The following is a 20,151-nucleotide window of genomic DNA, read 5'->3' as shown; positions in this document are numbered from 1 at the left end:
CGCCTCCCGTCGCCGCTCCGATGGGATTGCCGACTGGTGCCGTCGTCGCGCCGCGCTCCATGGCCACGCCGACACTGCCCTCGCCGGCACGCCCCGCTCCGCCCATCGCGCCGCCGGTTCAGGCTCCCACCGCGCCTGTCGCCGCGCCTCAGCCGCGCCCGCCCGAGCCGGCCCTGCCGACTAGCGCTCGCGCGCTTTGGTCGCCCGCCCCGTTCGCCGCCGGGAGCGCGCCCGTTTCGCCGCCACGTATGGAACCGGCAGCTGCACCCGTCGCCCCGACTGTCCCCACGCCCTCGAAGGTTGACGACACTCGAGTTACGCAAGAGATGGAGCCCGAAGCGGACGAACCGCCCGTTCCCACATCGGAACGTTCGGCACCCGAGAGCGACGGCGATGCCCGCTCGCCTCTGCAGGTTCGCAGCTTCGCCTCTGCGATCCAGTCTCGTCGCACCACGCCGCTGCCAGTGCCGCCGGTGGCCGCACCGACTCCTCCCGCTCCGCAAGTCGAAGCATCCGTGGCACCGCAGGCGGAGACGCCTCGGCCGATCGAGCCGGCGATTTCGGTCGCACCGGCTCCGCGGCCGCCGGAGCCCGCTGCGGTCGCAGCCGCGCCGAGCGTGGAGAAAGAGGCGAAGGCAGATCAGTCCGAGCGCCCGATGACGCTCGAAGAGGAAATGGAACGCCTGCTCCATGACTTCACGCTCGACGTGTCGGATCGCCGTTGAGGTTTTGACAATAGGGCGTGAGCCCAAACTTCAGCGAATGGTCTGAAATTGATAAAACAAAACGGGCCGCTTTCGCGGCCCGCTTTGTTTTGTGTCCAGCGCTCTTACTGCAAGGAATAAGGGCTCGATGCCCTTCCTGTCCCTCACGCTACCATCAGGTTTCCATACGGCCGTCGATGAGGATGCGGTATGAAACCGGCACCCATTCGAAGGCCCGCAGAACAAGCGGCTCCCTACTCGTCGCGATACACTTTCTCGCGGCGCTCGTGCCGTTCCTGCGCCTCGAGAGTCATGGTCGCGATTGGGCGCGCATCCAGCCGCTTCAGGCTGATCGGCTCACCGCTTTCCTCGCAATATCCATAAGTCCCGTCGTCGATCCGCTCGATCGCGGCGTCGATCTTGGCGATCAGCTTGCGTTGGCGATCGCGCGCCCGCAATTCGATCGACCGATCCGTTTCCGACGAAGCCCGATCGGCCGCATCGGCTTGGTTGGCGTTCTCCGTCGCGAGCGCTTCGAGTGTTTCCTTGGCTTCGCGAAGAATTTCGGTCTTCCAGGCCAGAAGCTTGCGACGGAAATATTCCTTCTGCCGATCGTTCATGAACGGCCCATCCTCGGGAACGCCGGTTCCGATTGGTAAGGTTTCGCTCATCTGCCACCTCCAAGCCGAGTTGAGGCGCTTATAACCATGCCTCGGGCTGTGAACAAGCGCTTCGCGCCTTTGCGAGAAAACGCGCAAGCGTCGCCTAAGCTTCCGTCAGACAACGACTTTTGAACGATCATCGAGCAGACGGTCGCCGCTTTTTCAGGCACATCATAAGTAAAGCAGATATCGACGCGAAACAGGCTGTAGTTGTCCTCGCCTCGCCCTTTTCGAACCTGCCTCCCGCCAACGCCATGAGAATCACCGGTTTCAGCGATAAACATCCCGTTCGCGAGGTTTTGTGGGACGATCCCCCTCTTATATAGGCGGCAGATCATCACCGAGGCCGCTGCTCCGCCTATGAGTTCCTTCGCCGACGAAGCACGAATCGTTCTCGACAATTTGGCCGATCGGAGTGCCGGGCTGTTTCACCCAACATTGCGGCTGGGCGTGGCCGGCTTGTCGCGCGCGGGCAAGACGGTGTTCATCACCTCGCTCGTCCATAATCTGGTGCATGGCGGTCGTCTCCCGCTGTTTCAGGCGCGGGCGGGAGGGCGCATCAGCCGAGCCTACCTGGAGGAACAGCCGGACGACGCGGTGCCCCGCTTCCAGTACGAGGAGCATCTGCGCGCCATTCTGGAAGATCGGCTTTGGCCGCAGTCGACGCGGGCGATCTCCGAACTGCGGCTTACCATCGAATACGAATCGGCCTCCGGCTGGTCACGCTTCTTTTCCGCCGGCAAGCTGTCGCTCGATATCGTCGACTATCCCGGCGAATGGCTGCTCGACCTTCCCCTCATCGACAAGAGCTTCGAGCAGTTCTCCAGCGAGTCTCTCGAACGCGCCAAGCTGCCGTCTCGCGCGGAGATGGTCCGCCCCTTCCTGCAACTCGTCGAAAGCATCGATTTGAACGCTGCGGCCGACGAGCCGACCAGCGTGCGGCTCGCCGCGAGTTTCGCGGATTATCTCCGAGCCTGCCGGGCCGACCGCACCGCCTTATCGACCCTCCCGCCGGGGCGCTTCCTCATGCCTGGCGACCTCGAAGGCTCGCCTGCCCTGACCTTCGCGCCGCTGCCGGTCGAGCCCGGCGCGGTCTACGAGAAGGGCAGCTTCGGCGCGTTGCATGCAAGGCGCTACGAGGCCTACAAGTCGGTTGTCGTGAAGCCCTTTTTTCGCGAACATTTCGCGAGGCTCGATCGCCAGATTCTTCTGATCGACGCGTTGCAGGCGATCAATGCCGGCCCAGAAGCGGTTCGCGATCTGGAGATTGCGCTCAGCGACATTCTCTCCTGTTTTCGGCCCGGGCGCGCCAGTTGGCTGGGCTCGTTCCTGACGCGGCGGATCGACCGAATCCTGGTGGCCGCCACCAAGGCCGATCATCTGCATCGGGGCGATCATCAGAAGCTGGAGAATATCGTTCGGCGGCTGGTGCAGGATGCCGTCGCCCGCGCGGACTTTTCGGGCGCCGAGACCGACGTGATCGCCATGGCCGCAATCCGCGCCACCCGCGAAGCGAGCGTGACGGATCGCGGCGACACGCTGCCGGTGATCGTCGGCACGCCGCTAGCCGGCGAACGGATCGGCGACGAGCGCTTCGATGGCGAGACCGAAACCGCCGTTTTCCCCGGCGATCTGCCGAGCGATCCCGGTCGGCTCCTGCGTGAGCCACAGGGCCAGGGCGCCCGTCGTCCGCCCGTCACCTTCGTGCGGTTTCGGCCGCCCCGTCTGGAGCGCACCGACGACGGGCTCACCCTGTCGCTGCCTCATATCCGCCTCGATCGGGCGATGCAGTTTCTTCTGGGAGATCGTCTGGCATGAGCGAGGACAATCCGCGTCGACCGGCCGCCTTCCGCTTGGACGTGCCGCCGGTGCAGGCCCCGACGAAGCCGGCTGACCCCGAGCGGGCGCCCCGCGCCATCCCGGACCTTGCGCGCGTCCAGATCGAGCCAGACGAGGCGCTCGAAGAAGCGGCGCTGGAAGCGCTGGATGCACCCGCCGCCACGGCGCGCCGACGCTCCGGCTTTTCCTTCGGCAAGCTCTTCCTCGGCGCGCTCGGTGCCATCGTCTCGCTGGCCTTCGGTCTGGCGCTCGATGCCTTCATCCGCGATCTCTTCACGCGAGCGGATTGGCTGGGCTGGGTTGCGCTCGGCCTCACGGCGGCCGCGCTCCTCGGGCTGTTCGGCGTCGTCGGCCGAGAGATCAGGGGGCTGTTGCGCCTCAATGTCGTGGAGCGCGAGCGGCGGGACGGCATGGAGGCCTTCCGAACCGACGACGAGCGTAAGGCGCGCGCCGTCGTCTCCCGCCTTGTCTCCATCCTCTCCGAGCGGCCGGACACAGCCAGCGGCCGCGAGCGGATGCGCGCCACGGCCGACGATGTGATCGACGGGCGGGACTTGATCGGCCTTGCCGAACGCGAGCTGCTGCTTCCTCTCGACGCCAAGGCGCGGGCGCTGGTGCTGGCGTCCTCGAAGCGCGTCTCCGTGGTGACGGCGGTGAGCCCGCGCGCCATCGTCGATCTCGCCTTCGTCCTGTTCGAAACGCTGCGCCTGATCCGCATGGTGTCAGAACTCTACGGGGCGCGTCCCGGCACGATCGGGCTCATTCGCCTGACGCGCGACGTTCTGGCGCATCTGGCTGTGACCGGTTCGATCGCGGTGGGCGACAGCGTCGTGCAACAGGTGGTGGGCCACGGTCTGGCCGCGCGCCTCTCGGCCAAACTCGGCGAAGGCGTCGTCAACGGCCTCCTGACCGCGCGGGTCGGTCTTGCAGCCATGGACTTGTGCCGACCTCTGCCGTTCCTGTCCGTCCAGCGGCCGAAGATCGGCGATTTCCTCCGCGATCTTTCCCCGACCGCTGGACTCGGCGGGCGGTGAGACCTTCCCGCAACATCCCGTCGCGGAGCCGTTACGAGAAAGATTTGATTAACCCTCCGGCGTGATAAAAGGACCATCGATCCGCATCCCGCACGTGCCGGAAGGTCCACCATGGTTCGCCCCTTCGCTGCCAGCCTCGCGCTTCTGGTTCTGTCCGGCGTTGCCGTCCCGGCATCCGCCGCCGATAAGGACGAGGCCTTTTTCCAAAGTGTATTCGGGCGCTGGGTCGGTCCGGGCGAGATCGTCGCCGGCAAGTACAAAGGCACGAAGTTCGTCTGCGACCTCAGCGGCGCCAAGACCGCCAAAGACGTCGGCATGTCGCTCGACGGGACCTGCCGGGTCGGCATGTTCTCGCAGCCGATGACCGCGACCTTCATCAAGGGCGGCTCATCCTACAAGGGCTCGTTCCTGGACGGCTCCGCCGGCAAGGGCCTCGACATCGTGTCGGGTGACGTTTCGGGCGACAAAATCGTCGTCGGGCTCGACCGCAAGCAGCTCAAGGGCGCGATGGTCGCCCGCCTCGACGGCAAGGATAAGGAAAAGCTCCAGGTGACGATCTCGGTGCAGGTCGCCAACGAACTCGTGCCGGTGATCGGCATGCAGTTGAAGCGCGACGAAAGCGTCAAGCGCGCGTCGATCGACTGACGCTCGGCTCATCCTGCCGCCACCAATCCCCGCCGGGCTGGAACAGATCGATCCCGCCTGTTTCCACTAAGGCGCGCAAATGCTGCACGCGCCTTCCGGCGATTTGCAGATCGGGCGCGATCTCGGCCAGCGGCACAAGAACGAAGGCGCGCTGCGTCAGACGCGGATGCGGCAGTTCCAGACTGTCCGTGCGCATTCTGGAGCCATCGTGATCGAGAAGATCGATGTCGATCGTTCGAGGCCCCCAGCGCTCGTTCCGCTCGCGATGAAGCGCCCGCTCGGTCGCAAGGCACAGTGTCAGCAAGCTGTCCGCGTCCAAGGACGTGATCAGTCCGGCGCAGCAGTTCAGGAAATCCGGCTGATCGGTCTTGCCCCAAGGCGGGGTTCGATAAACCGGCGAGACGATTTCCACCGACACGTCCGGGCCTGCATCCAAACGCCGAAGTGCCTCTGCCATTTGGCGTAGCGGGTCCCCGAGATTGCCACCAAGCCCGATCCAAGCCTGGCTCACGATTGCGCTCCCAGAACGGTCGCCAGCGCGGCGTCGGTTAGCGCTAGGGCATCGCGCGTCGGGCCGATTTTATGGACCCGGAAGATGGCCGCACCGCGCTCGCGAAGCAGGACGCTGGTCGCCGCCGTGGCAACGTCCGCATCGCCCGCCTCGTGAACGAGCGTCCCCTTGACGAAGCGTTTGCGCGATGTGCCGACCATAAGCGGATGGCCAAGCCGGCGAAGCTGCTCCAACCGCATCATCAGCTCCAGATTTTCAGATCCGTCCTTCGCAAATCCAAAGCCCGGATCGAGAACAATCTGAGACGGGGCGACACCTGCCTCGGAGGCGATCGCGAGCGAGGTAGCTAGGAATTGCACCTGGTCCGCGATCACGTCCGGCAGCCGCTCCCGCTCGCGTCCCGTGTGCATCAGGCAGAGACCGGCGCCGGTCTCTGCCGCCACGCCGGCAATTGCAGGGTCGCGCTGCGCGCCCCAGACATCGTTCACGATATGGGCGCCGCGTTCCACGGCGGCCCGGGCCGTGGTGCTGCGATAGGTGTCGATGGAGATCAGGCAGTCGGAGCGCTTCGCAAGCGCCTCGATCACCGGCAGGACACGGGCCCGCTCTTCTTCTTGCGTCACTGGCACGGCGCCGGGCCTCGTCGACTCCCCGCCAATGTCGATGATCTCCGCTCCCTCCTCCACCAGCCGCAGCCCCGCCTCCACCGCCTGCGTCACGTCGCCGCGATAAAGACCGCCGTCGGAGAAGCTGTCCGGTGTCACGTTGAGAATGCCCATCAGCACGGAACGCGGCCCGAGCTCGATTCGGCGCCCATGCGCCACCAGCCAGACTCGACTCGCGAAGGCTGAAGGATCGATCACGAGGAAGACCGGGACTGAGTGGAAATCAACAACACGCAAGAAATTCCTAACGAAACCGGCTTGTGCCGCGTCAATGTTCGGATAGCGTAGGGCGCGCAAGTTTCAAGCAGCTGGGAGCATGGCATGAAACGTAGTCTCGTCCTATGCATCGTATTCGGCGCCCTGTCGGCAGGGCCGGCTCTTTCGGGCGAGATTCGAGAGCACACAACCTATTTCATGGTGAGCGGCAAAAGCTTCGACGAGCTGAACCGCCAGCTCGGCATGAAGGGTCCCGACATCGGCGGAGGTGACCGCCATGCCGGCTCCACCGAAGTCTCCTTCAAGTCGGACACGAGCTACAAGGCCGTTCCAGGCGGCTGCCGCATCGGTCAGGCGCGCGTGAAGCTCGATCTTCGCACGACGCTCCCTCGCTGGTCCGCGCCCTCCAACAGCACGCGCGAGACACGGGTTCTCTGGAAGACCCTTCGCGACGACATCGCGACCCATGAGGCCGAGCACGCCCATATCGCCAAATCCTGGCTGAAGCGCATCGAGGATAAGATCCGCTCGCTTCCCGCCGAGGCCAATTGCAGCTTGATGGAGTCGCGGGCCAACGCCGAAATTCGCGCCATGATCAAGCATCACGATGCTGATCAGCTGGCGTTCGACGCCGCGGAATCGAAGCGGATCGACGCACGGCTCAAGCGAAAGCTGGACGAGAACATGAGCCGCCTCGCCGCTCGGTAACGTCGATCCATTCGCCGGGACGAAGCCTCAGGGCTGTCGTTCCGGCACACAAAGCGTGATCCCATCGAGGTCCGGGCGAACACGGATTTGGCAAGAGAGGCGCGAATTGGCGCGCACGTCGATCGCGAAATCCAGCATGTCCTCCTCCATCGCTTCCATTTGGGGAAGCAGCGGCAGGAACGCCTCTTCGACATAGACGTGACAGGTGGCGCAGGCGCAGGCACCGCCGCAATCGGCGTCGATGCCAGGAACGTCGTTGCGAACAGCGTTCTCCATTGCGCTCGAACCGTTGGCAGCATCGATCTCGTAGCGGGTGCCGTCATGGGCAATGAATACGATCGCGGTCATGGCTGTCGGGTAGACCCGTGCGCGCGAGAGGTCAACCGCCGGCGCTTCCTCGCTCGCCTTCGCCGCGAAGGATCCCCTCCAAGGTCGTGAGTTCGGCGGCAAAGCCGGCTACCGCCGTTTCGCTCGACGGATCGCTTTCCAATTCGCCTGCCGCCTGCGCCAAAGCCGAGGCGCCGCAGTTTCGCGCCGCGCCTTTGAGGCCGTGGGCGAGGCCGGCGCGCGCGGCCGGATCGGCATCGGGCAGAACGCTTCGCACCATTTCGATCTGGCTCAGCATCAAGTCGAGGATCTCCCGCGCCAAACTTTCATCCCCGCCGCAATGGAGAAGAAGAAGCCCGCGATCGAGGTCCGGCAAGGTTTCAGGAGGCTGAGACACGGTCGAAGGGCAGTCCAATGCGGGGCGAGAGTGTTGAGAAAGCGGGGGAAAATTAAAATTCGTTCGGATTTGGAATGGTGAGCTTATCGCGGATTGGTCAAGGTCGATCCGTGAACGAGAGATCCGGTCGAATTTCGAGCCCGAAACCGACTTCCGTTTATCAAGATATGAAAGGGCGTTAACCAAATGTTTAAACTTGTAGGTTTCGCCCGCTTTTCCGGTTCCCTTCCGACGCTCCTCTATTTACTTTAAGAGCAGGGACCATGCCCTCAGGCCGCCCAAACGGTGGCAGGAGGGTGGCGTGGTTCTTGAGGCAGGCTAAGGACATGTTTCCGACATGACCGCCCTGCCCGCAGGAACCCAATGTAACGAGTATCGAGGCGCGGCGCACGATGTCGAAGATCAAGACGGCCGAACAGCTTTCCGAGGAAGCGGTCAACGAACTGGAGGCGGCGCTTCAGAACGAAGACTTCCTGCGGTCGGACGGCGAAGCGGATCGCTTGTCGGGCAAGGCCGAAGGCCATGTCGAGAAGCAGACCCTCAAGGCCGAGGACATCTCGATCGAGTTCGCCTTGAGCGATTTCGACCGCAGCGTGGAAGAGGCGACGCGCGCCCTGCGTCAGGACGCCGGCTTGGACACACCAGCTGCGGCCGCCGCAACGACACCCGACCATGACGACCTGATGCCGAACCTCGACGATTTCCGTTTCGAGGACGAGCCCTTCGTAGCACAGGCGCCCTTGAGCCAGGCTGACGCCGGTCTTCGCAGCGAAGCGCCCGCGTCGCGCCCTGCGGCAGCGGCTGAGGTCTCGCCGGAAGTTGCCGAGGCCACCTCGCCGGCCGTTCTGGCTGCGGCGGATGCCAGCTCGCGCCTTCGTTCCGAGCGGCGCTCGCGCACCCCGGCGCAGCCCACCGGCGATGCGCGTCGCTCCGCCGCCGCACCCCTGGCGGAAGCGCCCGCTCGCCCGGCCCGCGACTTCAAGAGCGATGTCGCGAACGACGAGCAGCGCTCGGCCGCCGTCATGGCGGACGCGCTTCTCAGCCGCCGCTCGTCGAACCGCCCGCTCGTGATCGGCGGCGTCATCGCCGCAGGCTGGGCCGCCCTTTCGGCCTCGGCATCGTATTCCTTCCTCACAAGCGAACCCGGCCTCACCGCCAATATCGTTCCGCTTCTGGCGCCGCTCGCGGCCGCGATCGCTCTTCCGCCGCTGCTCATCATGGGCTTCTCGGTCATGGTTCGCCGGTCGCAGGATCTGCGCCTCATGAGCCGCTCTCTCGCCGAGGTCGCCCTACGTCTGGCCGAGCCGGAGAGCCTTGCCTCCGAGCGCGTCACCAGCGTCGGACAGGCCGTTCGGCGTGAAGTCGCGGTGCTCGGCGAAGGCGTCGAACGCGCGCTGGCCCGCATGAGTGAGTTGGAAGGCCTTGTGAACGCCGAGGTCTCCTCGCTCGAGCGCGCCTATGCCGACAACGAGGTGAAGATCCGTTCGCTCGTGGCCGATCTCGGCTCCGAGCGCGAAGCCATGCTGTCGCATGCCGAACGCCTGCGCAGTTCGATCGTCGGTTCGCATGACCGGCTCGTCGGCGATGTGGACGGCGTTTCCACGCGTATCCTGTCGCAAGTAGAGGAGGCCTCCGCCCGCCTCAACGCGCTCTTGGACGATCGCAGCGCCGAGATCGCTCGCGCCTATGACGAGCGCAGCCGCGCCATGATGGAAATGTTCGACGAGCGCAGCCGCGCGGTCGACGGCGCCCTGCAGGGCAGCAGCATCAACATCGTCGAGCGCATCAGCCAGACTGCGGAAGCCACCACCGGCCAGCTTCGCCAGACCGGCGACGACATTGCTCGGTCTCTGGCCGAGCAGATGGACGCGCTAAAAGCGCGCTCCGCCGAACTTCTCCAGCACGTCTCCACCATCAACGGTCAAACCAGCACGCGGCTGGCCGAATCCAACGAGACGGTCCTGCGGGTCCTGTCGGAGCGCGCCGAGCGTCTCACGATGGAAAGCGCGCAGTTCGACAGAAGCGTCGCCGACACGCTCGACAGCCGCTCGGAGCGGATGCGCGCCGACGGCCAGGCGCTGGTGGGTTCGCTCGCCGAGAATCTCGACCATCGCGTCGAGCGCCTGTCCAACGAGGCGCAGCGTTTCATCGGCCTGATGGACGAGGGTTTCGACGCCCGCATCGAGCGCGCCACCGCCCTTCTGTCGGACCGCAACGCCGACATTCTCGGCCGGTTCGACGAGCGCTTGGCTCAGCTCGAAGAGGCCCTGTCCGGCAAGGGCACGGCGCTGGTCACGTCGATCGAGAATCGCGCTGCGGCGATCGACCGGTCCGCCGACCGGATCTCCGAAGCTCTGCGTGAGCGCACGGGCGAGTTCGCCAACGTGCTCAGCGAGCGCACCGGCGAGATCGGGCGCGCCTTCGCCTCGGGCCAAGCGACCATCGCCCGGACGGCCAGCGACGCCGTCGCCAATGTCGATGCGGTGTTCCAGTCGCAGACGGACGAACTTCGCAACACGTTCGAGCAGCGGATTGGTACGCTCGGCTCGGTCCTGAACGACCGCGCCGCCGATATCGACACGTCTCTCGCCTTCGCGCAGCAGTCTCTGGCCGCCACGCTGGAGGAGCGTGGCAACGCCATCACCCAGGCGCTGGACACCAGCGTCACGCGCATCGAAGGCGCCCTGGATGGGGCCGACACGCGCTTGGCCGCAAGCGCCGACGGCAAGGCGATCGAAATCCGCCAGTCGCTGGAGACGCATGCGGACAAGGTCGGTCGCCTGCTCGAGGAAGGCCGTGCCCTGCTCGGCACCGATCTCGACGATCGTCTCACGCGCATCAACGCCCTGCTCGCCGAGAAGCGCGACGCGATCAACGTGGTGCTAGACGAGCATTCGCGTGGTCTCGCCGGTTCGTTCGACCAGCGCACCGCAACTCTGCAGGATCTGATCGCCGAGCGTTCGGCACGCCTGCTTGACGATCTTGACGAACGGTCCAACGCCATCGCCACCGGCCTGTCCGACCGCCTTTCGGCGAGCGAGGCCTTCGTGCGCGCCAGCGGCGAGCGTCTCTCCGAAGCCTTGGAGCTCTACACCGCTCGCGTCGGTGAGGACGTGATCGGCCGCTTGGAAGCGGTTCTCACCATGGGTGACGATCGCCGTCAGGCCTTCCTCGCCGGGCTCGAACTCCAGACTTCCGGCGTCGAGGCCGCTTTCGAAGGCACGGTCGAGCGCATCGCGGACGACCTGAAGGCGCGTGTCGACGAGTTGCGCGGCGTTATCGACGCCTCGCGCGACAGCTTGGTCGGCAGCCTGGAGCAGCGCAGTGGCGCTTTCTCCACCGAGGCCGACCAGAGCGCTCGGACCATCCTCACGGCGGTCGAGAATGCCCTGTCCTCGCTGCTGGAAGGCCTCGACGGCCGTGGCACGCAGCTGCGCGACAGCGTCGAGACCGCGCGTCTCGCGCTGCTCGACGGGCTGGACGAGCGCGTCATCGCCATGCGCGAGCTGGCCGACGCTTCTCAGTCCTCGCTCCTGACCGATCTGCAGGACCGCACCGTCCGCTTCGGCGAGGAGTTGGACAAGGGCCACACGGCCATCGCCCAGACCCTCGACCAGCGCATCGCATCGTTGCGCGAAGCCCTCCTGGAATCCGACGGCCAGCTCGCCGCCGCGATGGACGAGCGCCGCGAGAACCTGACCTCCGCGATCGAAGACGTCGCCAGCTCGCTGGCGGCCACGCTGGGCGACCGGGCGGACGACGTTCGCCGCGTGCTGGAACAGAGCACGGGCAATGTCACTCGCTCGCTGGAAGCCAAGCGCGAGGAAATCGTCGCGGCCCTGGAAGCCGGCGTCGTCACGCTGGCGCTCGCCGTCGACGAGCGCACGGAGTCGATGACCTCCACCCTCGAGCGGGGTCTCGCCAATGTGGAGCGCACCCTGACCGGCCGCGCCGCCCACATCGCCGACACGCTGCGCGACTCGATCGTCGCCGCGACGGCCACGATGGGCGAGGAAGCCGACCGCGCCCGCTCCGGCCTGGAAAGCGAGACACAGAAGATCGCCATCGTCATCGGCGAGCTCGGCAGCGTTTTCCGTGCTTCCTCCGAAGAGGCTCGGGGGCAGTTCGCCGAGGAGGTCGCGAAGTTCGAGGATCGGATCCGCGCCGTTTCCCAGTCGGTGCAGGATGTCTCGGCCATGGCTCGCAGCGAGCTGACGGGCGAGAGTGAGCGCGTCGCCGAAGGCATCGCCGCCTCCGCCGAGGCCATCCGCAACCTCAGCGAGGAGGCGCGTCAGCGCTTCGCCAGCGAAGCTGAAACGCTGGGCCGCACGGTTGCCGATGTGGCGGGTCGCATGCGGACCGACGCCGAAGAGGTCCGTGAGGCCTTGGCTCTGGAAGGCAACAGCTTCACCACGCAGATCGGCGGCGCGTCGCTCGCCATGCGGGCCGAAGCCGAAGCCGCCCGCGAGCGTCTGGCCCTCGTCGCCAACGAGTTCGCCGGTGGTCTGGAAGACATGGCCGAGCGGCTTCGCCAGGACGCCGAAACGGCTCGTCGCGTGGTGGCCGATCAGGCCGTGGCGCTCTCGTCCGACTTCGAAGGGGCGGCCGACAAGCTGCGCATCGTTGGAAACCAGACGCGCGAACAGTTCGCCGCCGACGCCAACCAGATTCGCGAGGAAGTCGCGAGCGCCGCGATCCAGATCCGCGAGAACTCGGACGTCGTGCGCCGCGAGGTGGCCGAACAGGCCGCCGCCATCGTCGCCGAATTCCAGAACGCCAGCGGCCATTTGAACGAAGCGGGCGAGACGTCGCGCCGCCTTCTCCTGGAAGACGCGGGCAGGATCGCCGAGCAGGTCGGCTCCGTGGCCAGTGCCATGCGCGGCGAAACGGACCGTCTGCAGCAGGAAGTAGCCGAGCAGGCTCGCCGCATCGTCGAGGAGGTCGCCCAGGCGACCGACCGTCTGCAGACCGGCGCCGGCGAAACCCGCGAGCGCTTGGCCGCCGAGGCCCTGCGTCTGTCGGAAGAGCTCGATGCCGTCGCCCTCTCAATGAGCGAGCAGGCGGAAGCCGCGCGCAATCGCCTCTCCGGCGATGCCGAGAGCTTCGCGAGCCGCGTGCAGGATGCGGCCGCACTCATTCGCGGCGAGACGGACCGCTCGTCCTCGACGCTGGACGAACGCGCGGCCCGCTTTGCGGCTGAACTCGCTGGCCTGTCGGTTCAGCTGTCGCAGGTTCTGGACGGAACCACGGATGGCGTTCGCGAGGATCTCACCCAGTCGGCTTCGGTGCTGCGGGCCGAAATCGCCCAAGCCGCAGAGCTGATCCGCAACGAGATCCTCTCCGTCACCGGAACGATGCGCGGCGACGCTTCGGAGCTCTCGGGCACCATCCTACGAGACGCGCAGGCCGCCCGCGAAAACCTCATGGCGGAAGGCTCGGAGATCACGCAGCGCCTTTCGGGCGTCGCCACAGCCATCCGCGTGGAAGCCGATCGCATTCGCGAGCAGATCGCGGAATCGACCAGCCTCTTCGGCAACGAACTGGCGCAGCGCGTCAGCCAGACCGAGAACCATCTGGTGGAGCGCGCCGGAGCCGTGGGCGACGCCATGGGCAACCGCACCCGCGAGCTGGCCGAACTGCTGGCCAGCCGCAACTCCGAGATCGCTCATCTCATCGACACCGAAACCCGTCCGATCGTGGATCGCCTTTCCGCGACGGGATCGCAGGCGGTGGAAGCGCTGGAACACGCGGCGCGTCAGGTCGCCGAGCGTCTGCGCAGCGAGAACGACGCGATAGTGGCTGACTTCGTTCGCCGCGCCGAGGAGACGGTCGAGCATCTCGGCGTCTCGTCCTCTGGCTTGCTTGCCGCGCTGGATGATCGCTCCGGTTCGCTCACCTCCTCCATCTCCGATGCCCGCGAGCTTCTCGGCCGCGACATCGGCGCCATCGCCGAGCGTCTGGAAAGCGGCAACTCGGCGCTGCGCAGCCTGCTGGACGATGCAGCCAAGAATATGGGCCGCGCCGAATCGGCCCTCAACGAAACGGGCGCCCGCTTCCGCGACGAGGCGGACCGCGTCGGCGGCGAGATCGCCGCCTCGTCCGAGCGCCTGGAGCGGAACGTGGTGCGCATGGACGACACCACTGCGCAGGCCCTGGAACGTCTCTCGACGCTAGGCGAAAAGCTCGGCGAGCATGAGCGCATGCTGACCGAGGCCGCCGTTCTCCTCGACTCCACGCAGTCCAACCTGCAGGAAACGCTGGAAGGTCGCCGCGAGGGTCTGGAGCAGCTGGCCAGCGGTCTGGCGACGCGCTCCGACGATGTCGGTCGCATGCTCCTCTCCTTCGAGGGCGTGGTGGATCGCCTCTTCGCCGAAGCCGAACGTCGCTCGCAGTCGGTGGTCGAGACGATCAGCGGCGAACTCACCGCGTCGCTGGACGAAGCGGGTCGTCATCTGGAGGAAACCGAGCGTCGCTCTGCCGCCGCCGCCGGCCAAGTTCGCGAGACGATCCGGGGCGTAGTGGAAGAGGCGACCCAGCGCTTCGGCAGCGCGACGACGGACATGCACCGCGCCGCAGCCGACATCCGCCGCGAACTCGAGAACGCGCGTTCGGAAATCCGCAAGGGCGTCTTCGAGCTTCCCGAGGAGACGAAGGAAAGCACGCGTGCCATGCGCCGTGCCGTGTCGGACCAGATCCGCGCCCTGCGCGAACTCACTGACATCGTCACGCAATCGGGCCGCTCTCTGGACGTTCGCACCCTGGATGCCGGCGCCGGGCGCTCGGCGGCCGCGCTGACCGCGCGCTCCAGCGAGGCGCGTGCGCCCCGCGCCCCGGTTGCCGCCACTACGCAGCAGGTTCAGGCGCCGCAGCGCACCGAGACCGAAGCCCAGATGGCCGGCGGTTTCGTGAGTGACGGCAATCTCGCCCGCGACACGCGCGGCATGGTGGAAACGCGGGTCGCTGTCCCAGCTCCCGCGCCCCGCGCCACGGACCATTCGCCCCTCCGCCCCTCCGCCGCGCCGGAACGCGCGGATGCCGGTGGCAATGACGCCGACCGTCAGGGCGGCTGGGTCTCCGACCTTCTACGCCGCGCGTCACAAGAGGAAGAGGACGCCGCGTCGGACGACGCCGCTGCCCCTACCCCAGTAGCAACTGAAGCCCCGATCCGTTCGGAGCGTTCGCAGGCTCATGTTGTCGACTCGCTGAACTCTCTGTCGGTGGATATCGCCCGGGCGATCGACCACAACGTCTCGGTCGAACTCTGGGACCGCTATCGCAACGGCGAGCGCAACGTCTTCACGCGCCGGCTCTACACGATGAAGGGCCAGCAGACCTTCGACGAGATTCGTCGGAAGTATCAGCGCGACGCGAGCTTTAAGACGGCGGTCGATCGCTATATCGGCGACTTCGAGATGCTGCTCCAGGAAGCCTCGCGCAACGACCCCGACAACGCGAAGAGCAAGAGCTACCTGACCTCCGACACCGGCAAGGTCTACACGATGCTGGCCCACGCCTCAGGCCGCTTCGAGTAAGTCGAAGGTTAAACCAATCATGAGAACGGGCGGCCGAAAGGTCGCCCGTTTTCGTTTGGACAGGTGGTGTTCCACGTTGATCCGGCGGAAGACGCGGGATGACCGCTTCGCTCCTGATGCGGATCAAACGTCGGTCTGCTTGGAGACTGACCGGCCTATCCGAGAGACAATCGACCCACTGCAAGCGAGGCCTCCCGGACGACGGAGTTCGGCGCGCTAAACGACCCCCGGTCTCTGAGACGAGTCTTGGAGATCAACATCCGACCGACGAACAACTCATCGGTGCACCCAGAACCAACGCTCGCTCGGCATCCTTCTGAACGAGGCCTTGGTCCGAATGGCGAGCAGCGCAATCAGCATCAGCCCGGCAACCGGGTACAAAAAAAACCCGCCATGAAGGCGGGCTTTTTCTTTCATGTCGAATTCCGTTTTTTCAGATCAGCTTCAAAGTCCAGGCGACGATCTCGTCGGCGACCTGTCCGAAGGCCTGATCCAGCGCAGCGACATAGGCCGGGTTGCCGGCGGCGGTGACGGGAGCGGTGCCACGGAAGATGCGCGTGCTGCGCACGACACCCGTGCGATCGTTCAGCGCCTTGACGGCGATCTCAACCACGGCGGTCGTGCCGCCGCCCTCCACGCTCACCTCGAAGCGGCGCAGCTCGGTGACGACCTGATAGTCGATCGCGAGGCCTTGGCCGGGAACGCCGACGGCACCCACGCGGCCCGTGTTCTGGAACGCCTGAAGCAGGCGAAGCTGCACGAGGCGCGGAAGACGGTCGCTCCACTGACTGGCGCCGAGCGTCTCGATCGTCTGCGGCGTCGGGCGGATGACGATCTGCTGGCTGTCGAGCGACTTGGAGGCGGTCGGCTCGGGGATGAGGATCTGAGCGCGCGTCGCCGCGCTGCGGCTGACGGCGGGCGCCGGAGCCGAAAGTTCGAAGGTCGCGGGCGGCTGCTTCAGTGACGCGCATCCCGACAGGAGCACGGCCAGGAGCGAGACCGAAACGAACTTGTGAGAGGCCTTGCCTGCCATCCTATATCCTCGGCGAGTTGGTAGAGGCGGCCGTGCCGCTCGAACGGTAAGGGCTCCGCCGACCACTCGTATCGGCCGGCGGAGCGATTATGGAATGGAGCGTCAGCGCCGGGCCCGGCCATCGAACTGGCGGATCTCGCCGCCACCGGCGCCGTCGCCGCCGAAAATGATGCGGCTCGGGTTGGCGGACAGATCGGTAACCGCCTGCTCGATCCGCGTCACCGCCCGCGTCGCTTCGCGGATGAGGTTGCGCGCTTCCTGCAGCCCCTGGCCCGTAAAGCTGTTGAGGTTGGACGAGATGGGTCCGACCGCCGCCTGGATGGTTTGCGCTGTCTGGCGGATGGTGCGCAGCGTGTCGCGCGCTTCAGCCGTCAGGCCCTGCCCGTCCGGGCTGTTGACGAGGTTGTTGACCGAGCTGATGAGCGTCTGCGCCTGGGCCGAAGCCGTGCGCAGGTTCGACGTCGTGTCGCGCGTGTTGGTGATGATCGAGTTGATATCCTCGCGACGATTGCCGATGTCGTCGGCGACGGCGCGCACCGAGTCCGCCGCGCTCGCAATATTGGTCGTGGCCGAGGAGACGTTGTTGACCGCACGCGAGATGTCGTTGGCGCGCACGCCCGCAAGGAGGCCATCCACCCGCGCCCGCGTCCCGTTGAGGCCCGTCAGTGCGTTGTTCAGCGTGGCGAGAACCGTGTCGGTGGCGGCGACCACCGTGCCGATGCGGCTCGACTGGCCATTCAGCGCGGCCGCGAAACCCGAGACGTTGTCGACCACGGAGCGCACTTGGTCGGGGTTCACCGACGCCGTAATGCGGTTGACGTTCTCGAGCGTGGTGTCGAGGCGCTGCGCCACGCGGTTCGCCGAATCGCTGATCGGATCGAGGCGCCCGAGGAAAGCGTTGACGCTCGGCGTGTTCTGCCGGATCACTTCGCCGATCGAGCCCAGGCTGCGGGCCGTGTCGCCGATCGACTGAAGAGCGGTGACGACATTGTCGGTCTGGCCGCGCACCGTCTGCGTAATGGCGGCGATGTTCTGGATCGAGTCGTTCACCGCGCCGACGTTGAGGGCGGCGATGAAATTGCCGACCCGGTCGATCAGCGGCGGCAGGCGCTCGGCGACATTGTTGGCGCTGGTGGACAGGCGCGCCAGGCTGCCGAGGAAGTCGTCGATCTGGTCGGCGTTCGCGGCCAGACTGTCCGTGAAGGTTCGAACATTGGTCGAGGTCTGCGCGACGTTCTCGGCCGTGGTGCGAACGGACGGGCCGACGGCCTGCACGATCGATTCGAACTCGCCGAGAATGTTGTTGGCCCGGTCCGCGATATCGCGCGCGGTCGCCAGAATGTCGGTGACGTCGGACGGATTGGCGCGGATGACCGGCGTGGTCCCCTGCTCGGAGGCAGACGCCAGGATGTTGCGATCGTTGACGTTGCCGCCGGTGAGGCCGATGAAGCCGATGCCCGTCAGGCCCTGGAAACCGATCGTCGCGGTGGTGGAGGTGGTGATGGGCGTCGTGCGGTCGACCTGCGTCGTCGCGATCACGACACGCGGATTGTTCGGGTCGATGCGCAAGCTCTGCACCGTACCGACATTCAGGCCGTTGAACAGGACCTGGCTGCCCTGACTGAGGCCGGAGACCGAACCCTCGATGCGGATCAACAGCGTCGTGCGCTGGTCCCGGTCGGAGACATTGGCGGACCAGTAGACGAAGCCGAAGCTCAACGCGAGGACGACAACCGTGAAGATGCCGACGAGGACATAGTTCGCTCTAGTTTCCATCACTGTCCTTTGCCGCATAATGCGGGTTTTCGTCCTTCGGCACGACGGTGCGGGCACGCTTGCCATGGAAATAGGAGCGCACCCAGGGATCGTCGTTCTCGAGCATGGTCTCGAGCGGGCCTTCCACGAGGACCTTCTTATTGCCGAGCACCGCGATTCGATCGCACGCCATGAAAAGGCTGTCGAGATCGTGGGTCACCATATAGACGGTGAGCCCCAGCGTATCGCGCAGCGTCATGATGAGTTCGTCGAAATCGGCGGCGCCGATCGGATCGAGGCCGGAGGTGGGCTCGTCCAAAAAGACGATATCGGGATCGAGCGCCAGGGCGCGGGCGAGCGCGGCGCGCTTGATCATGCCTCCCGAAAGCTCGGAGGGGAACTTCTCCGCCGCATCCGGTGCCAGCCCAACCAGATCGATCTTCAGCCGCGCCAGCTCTTCCATGAGCTTGGGCGAGATGTCGAGATACTCGCGCATGGGAACCTGAATGTTCTCCAGGACCGTCAGCGACGAGAAGAGTGCGCCCTGCTGGAACAGGACGCCCCAGCGCTGCTCCACGGCGAGGCGTTCGGCCTCGCTCGCCTTGTCGTAGTCGGTGCCGAACACCTCGATCTTGCCGCCCTGCTTGGGGTTGAGACCGAGGATCGTGCGCAGCAGCACCGACTTGCCGGTGCCCGAGGCACCGACGAAGCCGAGGATTTCGCCGCGCCGAACGTCGAGCGACAGGCCTTCCAGAATGGTCTTCGAGCCGAAGCGAACCGTCACATCCGTGGCGCGGATGATGATGTCCTTGTCGTCGGCCGAAGCGCGCTTGTCAGTATCCGATGGCGGCATAGAAAATCGCAAAAACGGCATCCATCAGGATGACAAGGAAGATGGACTTCACGACGGACGCCGTGACGTGCTTACCCAGGCTCTCGGCGCTGCCGCCGACCTTCATGCCCTCCATGGAGGCGACCACGCCGATGACGATGGCCATGAACGGTGCCTTGATGAGACCGGCGAAGACGGTCGCGACATCGACGGCGCCGCGCAGGCGGGTGATGAAGGCATCGGGGGGAATGCCGGAATAGATCCAGGTGACGACGATCGCGCCCAGAAGACCCGCGATGTCGGCGATGAAGGCGAGAAGCGGCAGGACGATCACCAGCGCCACGAGACGCGGGAAGATCAGGACGCCGATCGGGTTAAGGCCGATGACGTGCAGAGCGTCGACCTCCTCGCGCATCTTCATCGAGCCGATCTCGGCGGTGATGGCGCTGCCGGATCGGCCGGCGATCATGATGGCGGTCAGAAGAACGCCGATTTCGCGCAGCTGCAGGATGCCGACGAGATCGACCACGAAGATCTCGGCGCCGAAATTGCGCAGCTGGAAGGCGCCCTGCTGCGCAATGACAGCGCCGATCAGGAAGCTCATCAGCGTGATGATCGGCACGGCGCGAACGCCCATGCGGTCCATCTGGTTGACGATCGCGGCGGGCCGAATCTGCGTCTGGCCGGTCATGCGCCGGCCCGCGCCGTAAAGCGCGGCACCGACGATGTTCAGCCCCATCGCGACTTCGCGGACTATGGCGAACATGTTTTCGCCGATGGCGGCGAAGAAATCGGTTAGACGGTTGGTGGATTTGGGAGCCGGCGCCTGACGCTTGACGTCGAGCGACTTGCGCACCGCCTCGAACAGCGTCTGGTCCTTCTCGGCGCCCTGGAACTCGACCTTGCCGCCCTTGCCGCCCATTTCGCGGGCCAGCCGCTCGATCAGGAAGGCGCCGGACGTGTCCATGCGGCCGATGCCGCCACAGTCCAGCGTCACCGTGCCGCCGAGGTCGGCGCGGCTCGTTTCCTCGATCTTGTCCTCGATCGTGCCGATCGTGCGCGCCAGCCAATCGCCCCCCAGTTTGAGGATGATCCCGCCTTTGCCCTTTTCGGCCTCGATCGACGGAGGAGAGGATTCGTTGCCTCTCGGTCCGCTTCGCTCGTCAGGCTTTGGTTTGTCTAGCATGCCGGGTGCTTCAGTCCGTGATGGAGCGGGAATGGCCCAGCCAGGCTCTTCCACTTCGCGTGTTGACACCTAGCCTTCGCGCCAGACGCCGAATAGAGACGTTAA

The 20,151-nt window shown here is 65.8% G+C and carries 16 protein-coding genes; 6 read left to right on the top strand and 10 right to left on the bottom strand.

The features are described 5' to 3' along the window. The first annotated feature begins 326 nt into the window (after positions 1–326). The gene (locus M673_RS24900) at positions 327–725 is read left to right on the top strand and encodes a hypothetical protein (protein ID WP_061975880.1); all 399 of its coding nucleotides are present in this window, start codon (positions 327–329) and stop codon (positions 723–725) included. A 233-nt stretch (positions 726–958) separates the two neighbouring features. Here M673_RS24900 and dksA read toward each other — a convergent pair whose 3' ends face one another. After that, positions 959–1,375, bottom strand: coding sequence for an RNA polymerase-binding protein DksA (gene dksA, locus M673_RS10125; protein ID WP_061975878.1), 417 nt, complete (start codon positions 1,373–1,375; stop codon positions 959–961). 351 nt (positions 1,376–1,726) lie between these two features. Between dksA and M673_RS10120 the strand changes: the two genes are divergently transcribed. The 3 genes from M673_RS10120 (at position 1,727) to M673_RS10110 (ending at position 4,884) form a co-directional block, all read left to right on the top strand. Then, positions 1,727–3,184 carry a YcjX family protein gene (locus M673_RS10120; protein ID WP_061975876.1) on the top strand — a complete coding sequence of 486 codons (1,458 nt, stop codon included), beginning with the start codon at positions 1,727–1,729 and terminating at the stop codon, positions 3,182–3,184. Continuing rightward, on the top strand, positions 3,181–4,239 hold the full coding sequence (locus tag M673_RS10115) for a YcjF family protein (RefSeq protein ID WP_061975874.1): 1,059 nt from the start codon (positions 3,181–3,183) through the stop codon (positions 4,237–4,239). Before M673_RS10120 ends, M673_RS10115 begins: the two co-directional genes overlap by 4 nt. A gap of 111 nt (positions 4,240–4,350) precedes the next feature. After that, a complete protein-coding gene (locus M673_RS10110) occupies positions 4,351–4,884 on the top strand; it encodes a hypothetical protein (RefSeq protein ID WP_061975873.1) in 534 nt (177 codons plus the stop codon). On the opposite strand, the gene folK is transcribed toward M673_RS10110, so the two are convergent. Beyond that, entirely contained in the window at positions 4,862–5,395 is a 534-nt protein-coding gene (gene folK, locus M673_RS10105) for a 2-amino-4-hydroxy-6-hydroxymethyldihydropteridine diphosphokinase (protein ID WP_061975871.1), read from the bottom strand. The genes M673_RS10110 and folK overlap by 23 nt on opposite strands. Beyond that, positions 5,392–6,219, bottom strand: a complete 828-nt coding sequence (gene folP, locus M673_RS10100; RefSeq protein ID WP_443111184.1) for a dihydropteroate synthase — start codon at positions 6,217–6,219, stop codon at positions 5,392–5,394. The genes folK and folP overlap by 4 nt, the downstream gene beginning before the upstream one ends. 162 nt (positions 6,220–6,381) lie before the next feature. Between folP and M673_RS10095 the strand changes: the two genes are divergently transcribed. Further along, positions 6,382–6,984, top strand: a complete 603-nt coding sequence (locus tag M673_RS10095) for a DUF922 domain-containing Zn-dependent protease (protein WP_082639323.1) — start codon at positions 6,382–6,384, stop codon at positions 6,982–6,984. A gap of 27 nt (positions 6,985–7,011) precedes the next feature. Here the strand turns inward: M673_RS10095 and M673_RS10090 are convergent, their stop codons facing one another. Together M673_RS10090 and M673_RS24165 are read right to left on the bottom strand one after the other, a co-directional pair. Then, entirely contained in the window at positions 7,012–7,332 is a 321-nt protein-coding gene (locus tag M673_RS10090; RefSeq protein WP_061975867.1) for a 2Fe-2S iron-sulfur cluster-binding protein, read from the bottom strand. A 31-nt stretch (positions 7,333–7,363) separates the two neighbouring features. Next, positions 7,364–7,894, bottom strand: coding sequence for an Hpt domain-containing protein (locus tag M673_RS24165; protein WP_148640017.1), 531 nt, complete (start codon positions 7,892–7,894; stop codon positions 7,364–7,366). Positions 7,895–8,100: 206 nt separating this feature from the next. Between M673_RS24165 and M673_RS10080 the strand changes: the two genes are divergently transcribed. Next, positions 8,101–15,240, top strand: a complete 7,140-nt coding sequence (locus M673_RS10080; RefSeq protein WP_061975864.1) for a hypothetical protein — start codon at positions 8,101–8,103, stop codon at positions 15,238–15,240. Between the two features lie 276 nt (positions 15,241–15,516). On the opposite strand, the gene M673_RS24610 is transcribed toward M673_RS10080, so the two are convergent. From M673_RS24610 to M673_RS10060, 5 genes are all read right to left on the bottom strand, one after another. Continuing rightward, positions 15,517–15,657, bottom strand: a complete 141-nt coding sequence (locus M673_RS24610; RefSeq protein WP_156421113.1) for a hypothetical protein — start codon at positions 15,655–15,657, stop codon at positions 15,517–15,519. Positions 15,658–15,673: 16 nt separating this feature from the next. Next, positions 15,674–16,273: an ABC-type transport auxiliary lipoprotein family protein gene (locus M673_RS10075; RefSeq protein ID WP_061975862.1), complete on the bottom strand. Its 600-nt coding sequence runs from the start codon at positions 16,271–16,273 to the stop codon at positions 15,674–15,676. A 102-nt stretch (positions 16,274–16,375) separates the two neighbouring features. Further along, positions 16,376–18,049: an MlaD family protein gene (locus M673_RS10070; RefSeq protein ID WP_061975860.1), complete on the bottom strand. Its 1,674-nt coding sequence runs from the start codon at positions 18,047–18,049 to the stop codon at positions 16,376–16,378. Beyond that, positions 18,039–18,881: an ABC transporter ATP-binding protein gene (locus M673_RS10065; RefSeq protein WP_061975859.1), complete on the bottom strand. Its 843-nt coding sequence runs from the start codon at positions 18,879–18,881 to the stop codon at positions 18,039–18,041. The genes M673_RS10070 and M673_RS10065 overlap by 11 nt, the downstream gene beginning before the upstream one ends. Then, entirely contained in the window at positions 18,862–20,046 is a 1,185-nt protein-coding gene (locus M673_RS10060) for an ABC transporter permease (RefSeq protein WP_061975857.1), read from the bottom strand. Before M673_RS10060 ends, M673_RS10065 begins: the two co-directional genes overlap by 20 nt. Positions 20,047–20,151: the final 105 nt, after the last annotated feature.

This window comes from Aureimonas sp. AU20, from assembly GCF_001442755.1.
In the GTDB taxonomy this organism is placed as follows: Bacteria; Pseudomonadota; Alphaproteobacteria; order Rhizobiales; family Rhizobiaceae; genus Aureimonas.
The sequence above is the reverse complement of the archived record's forward strand: the minus strand, read 5'-3'. Positions and strand labels throughout refer to the sequence as shown.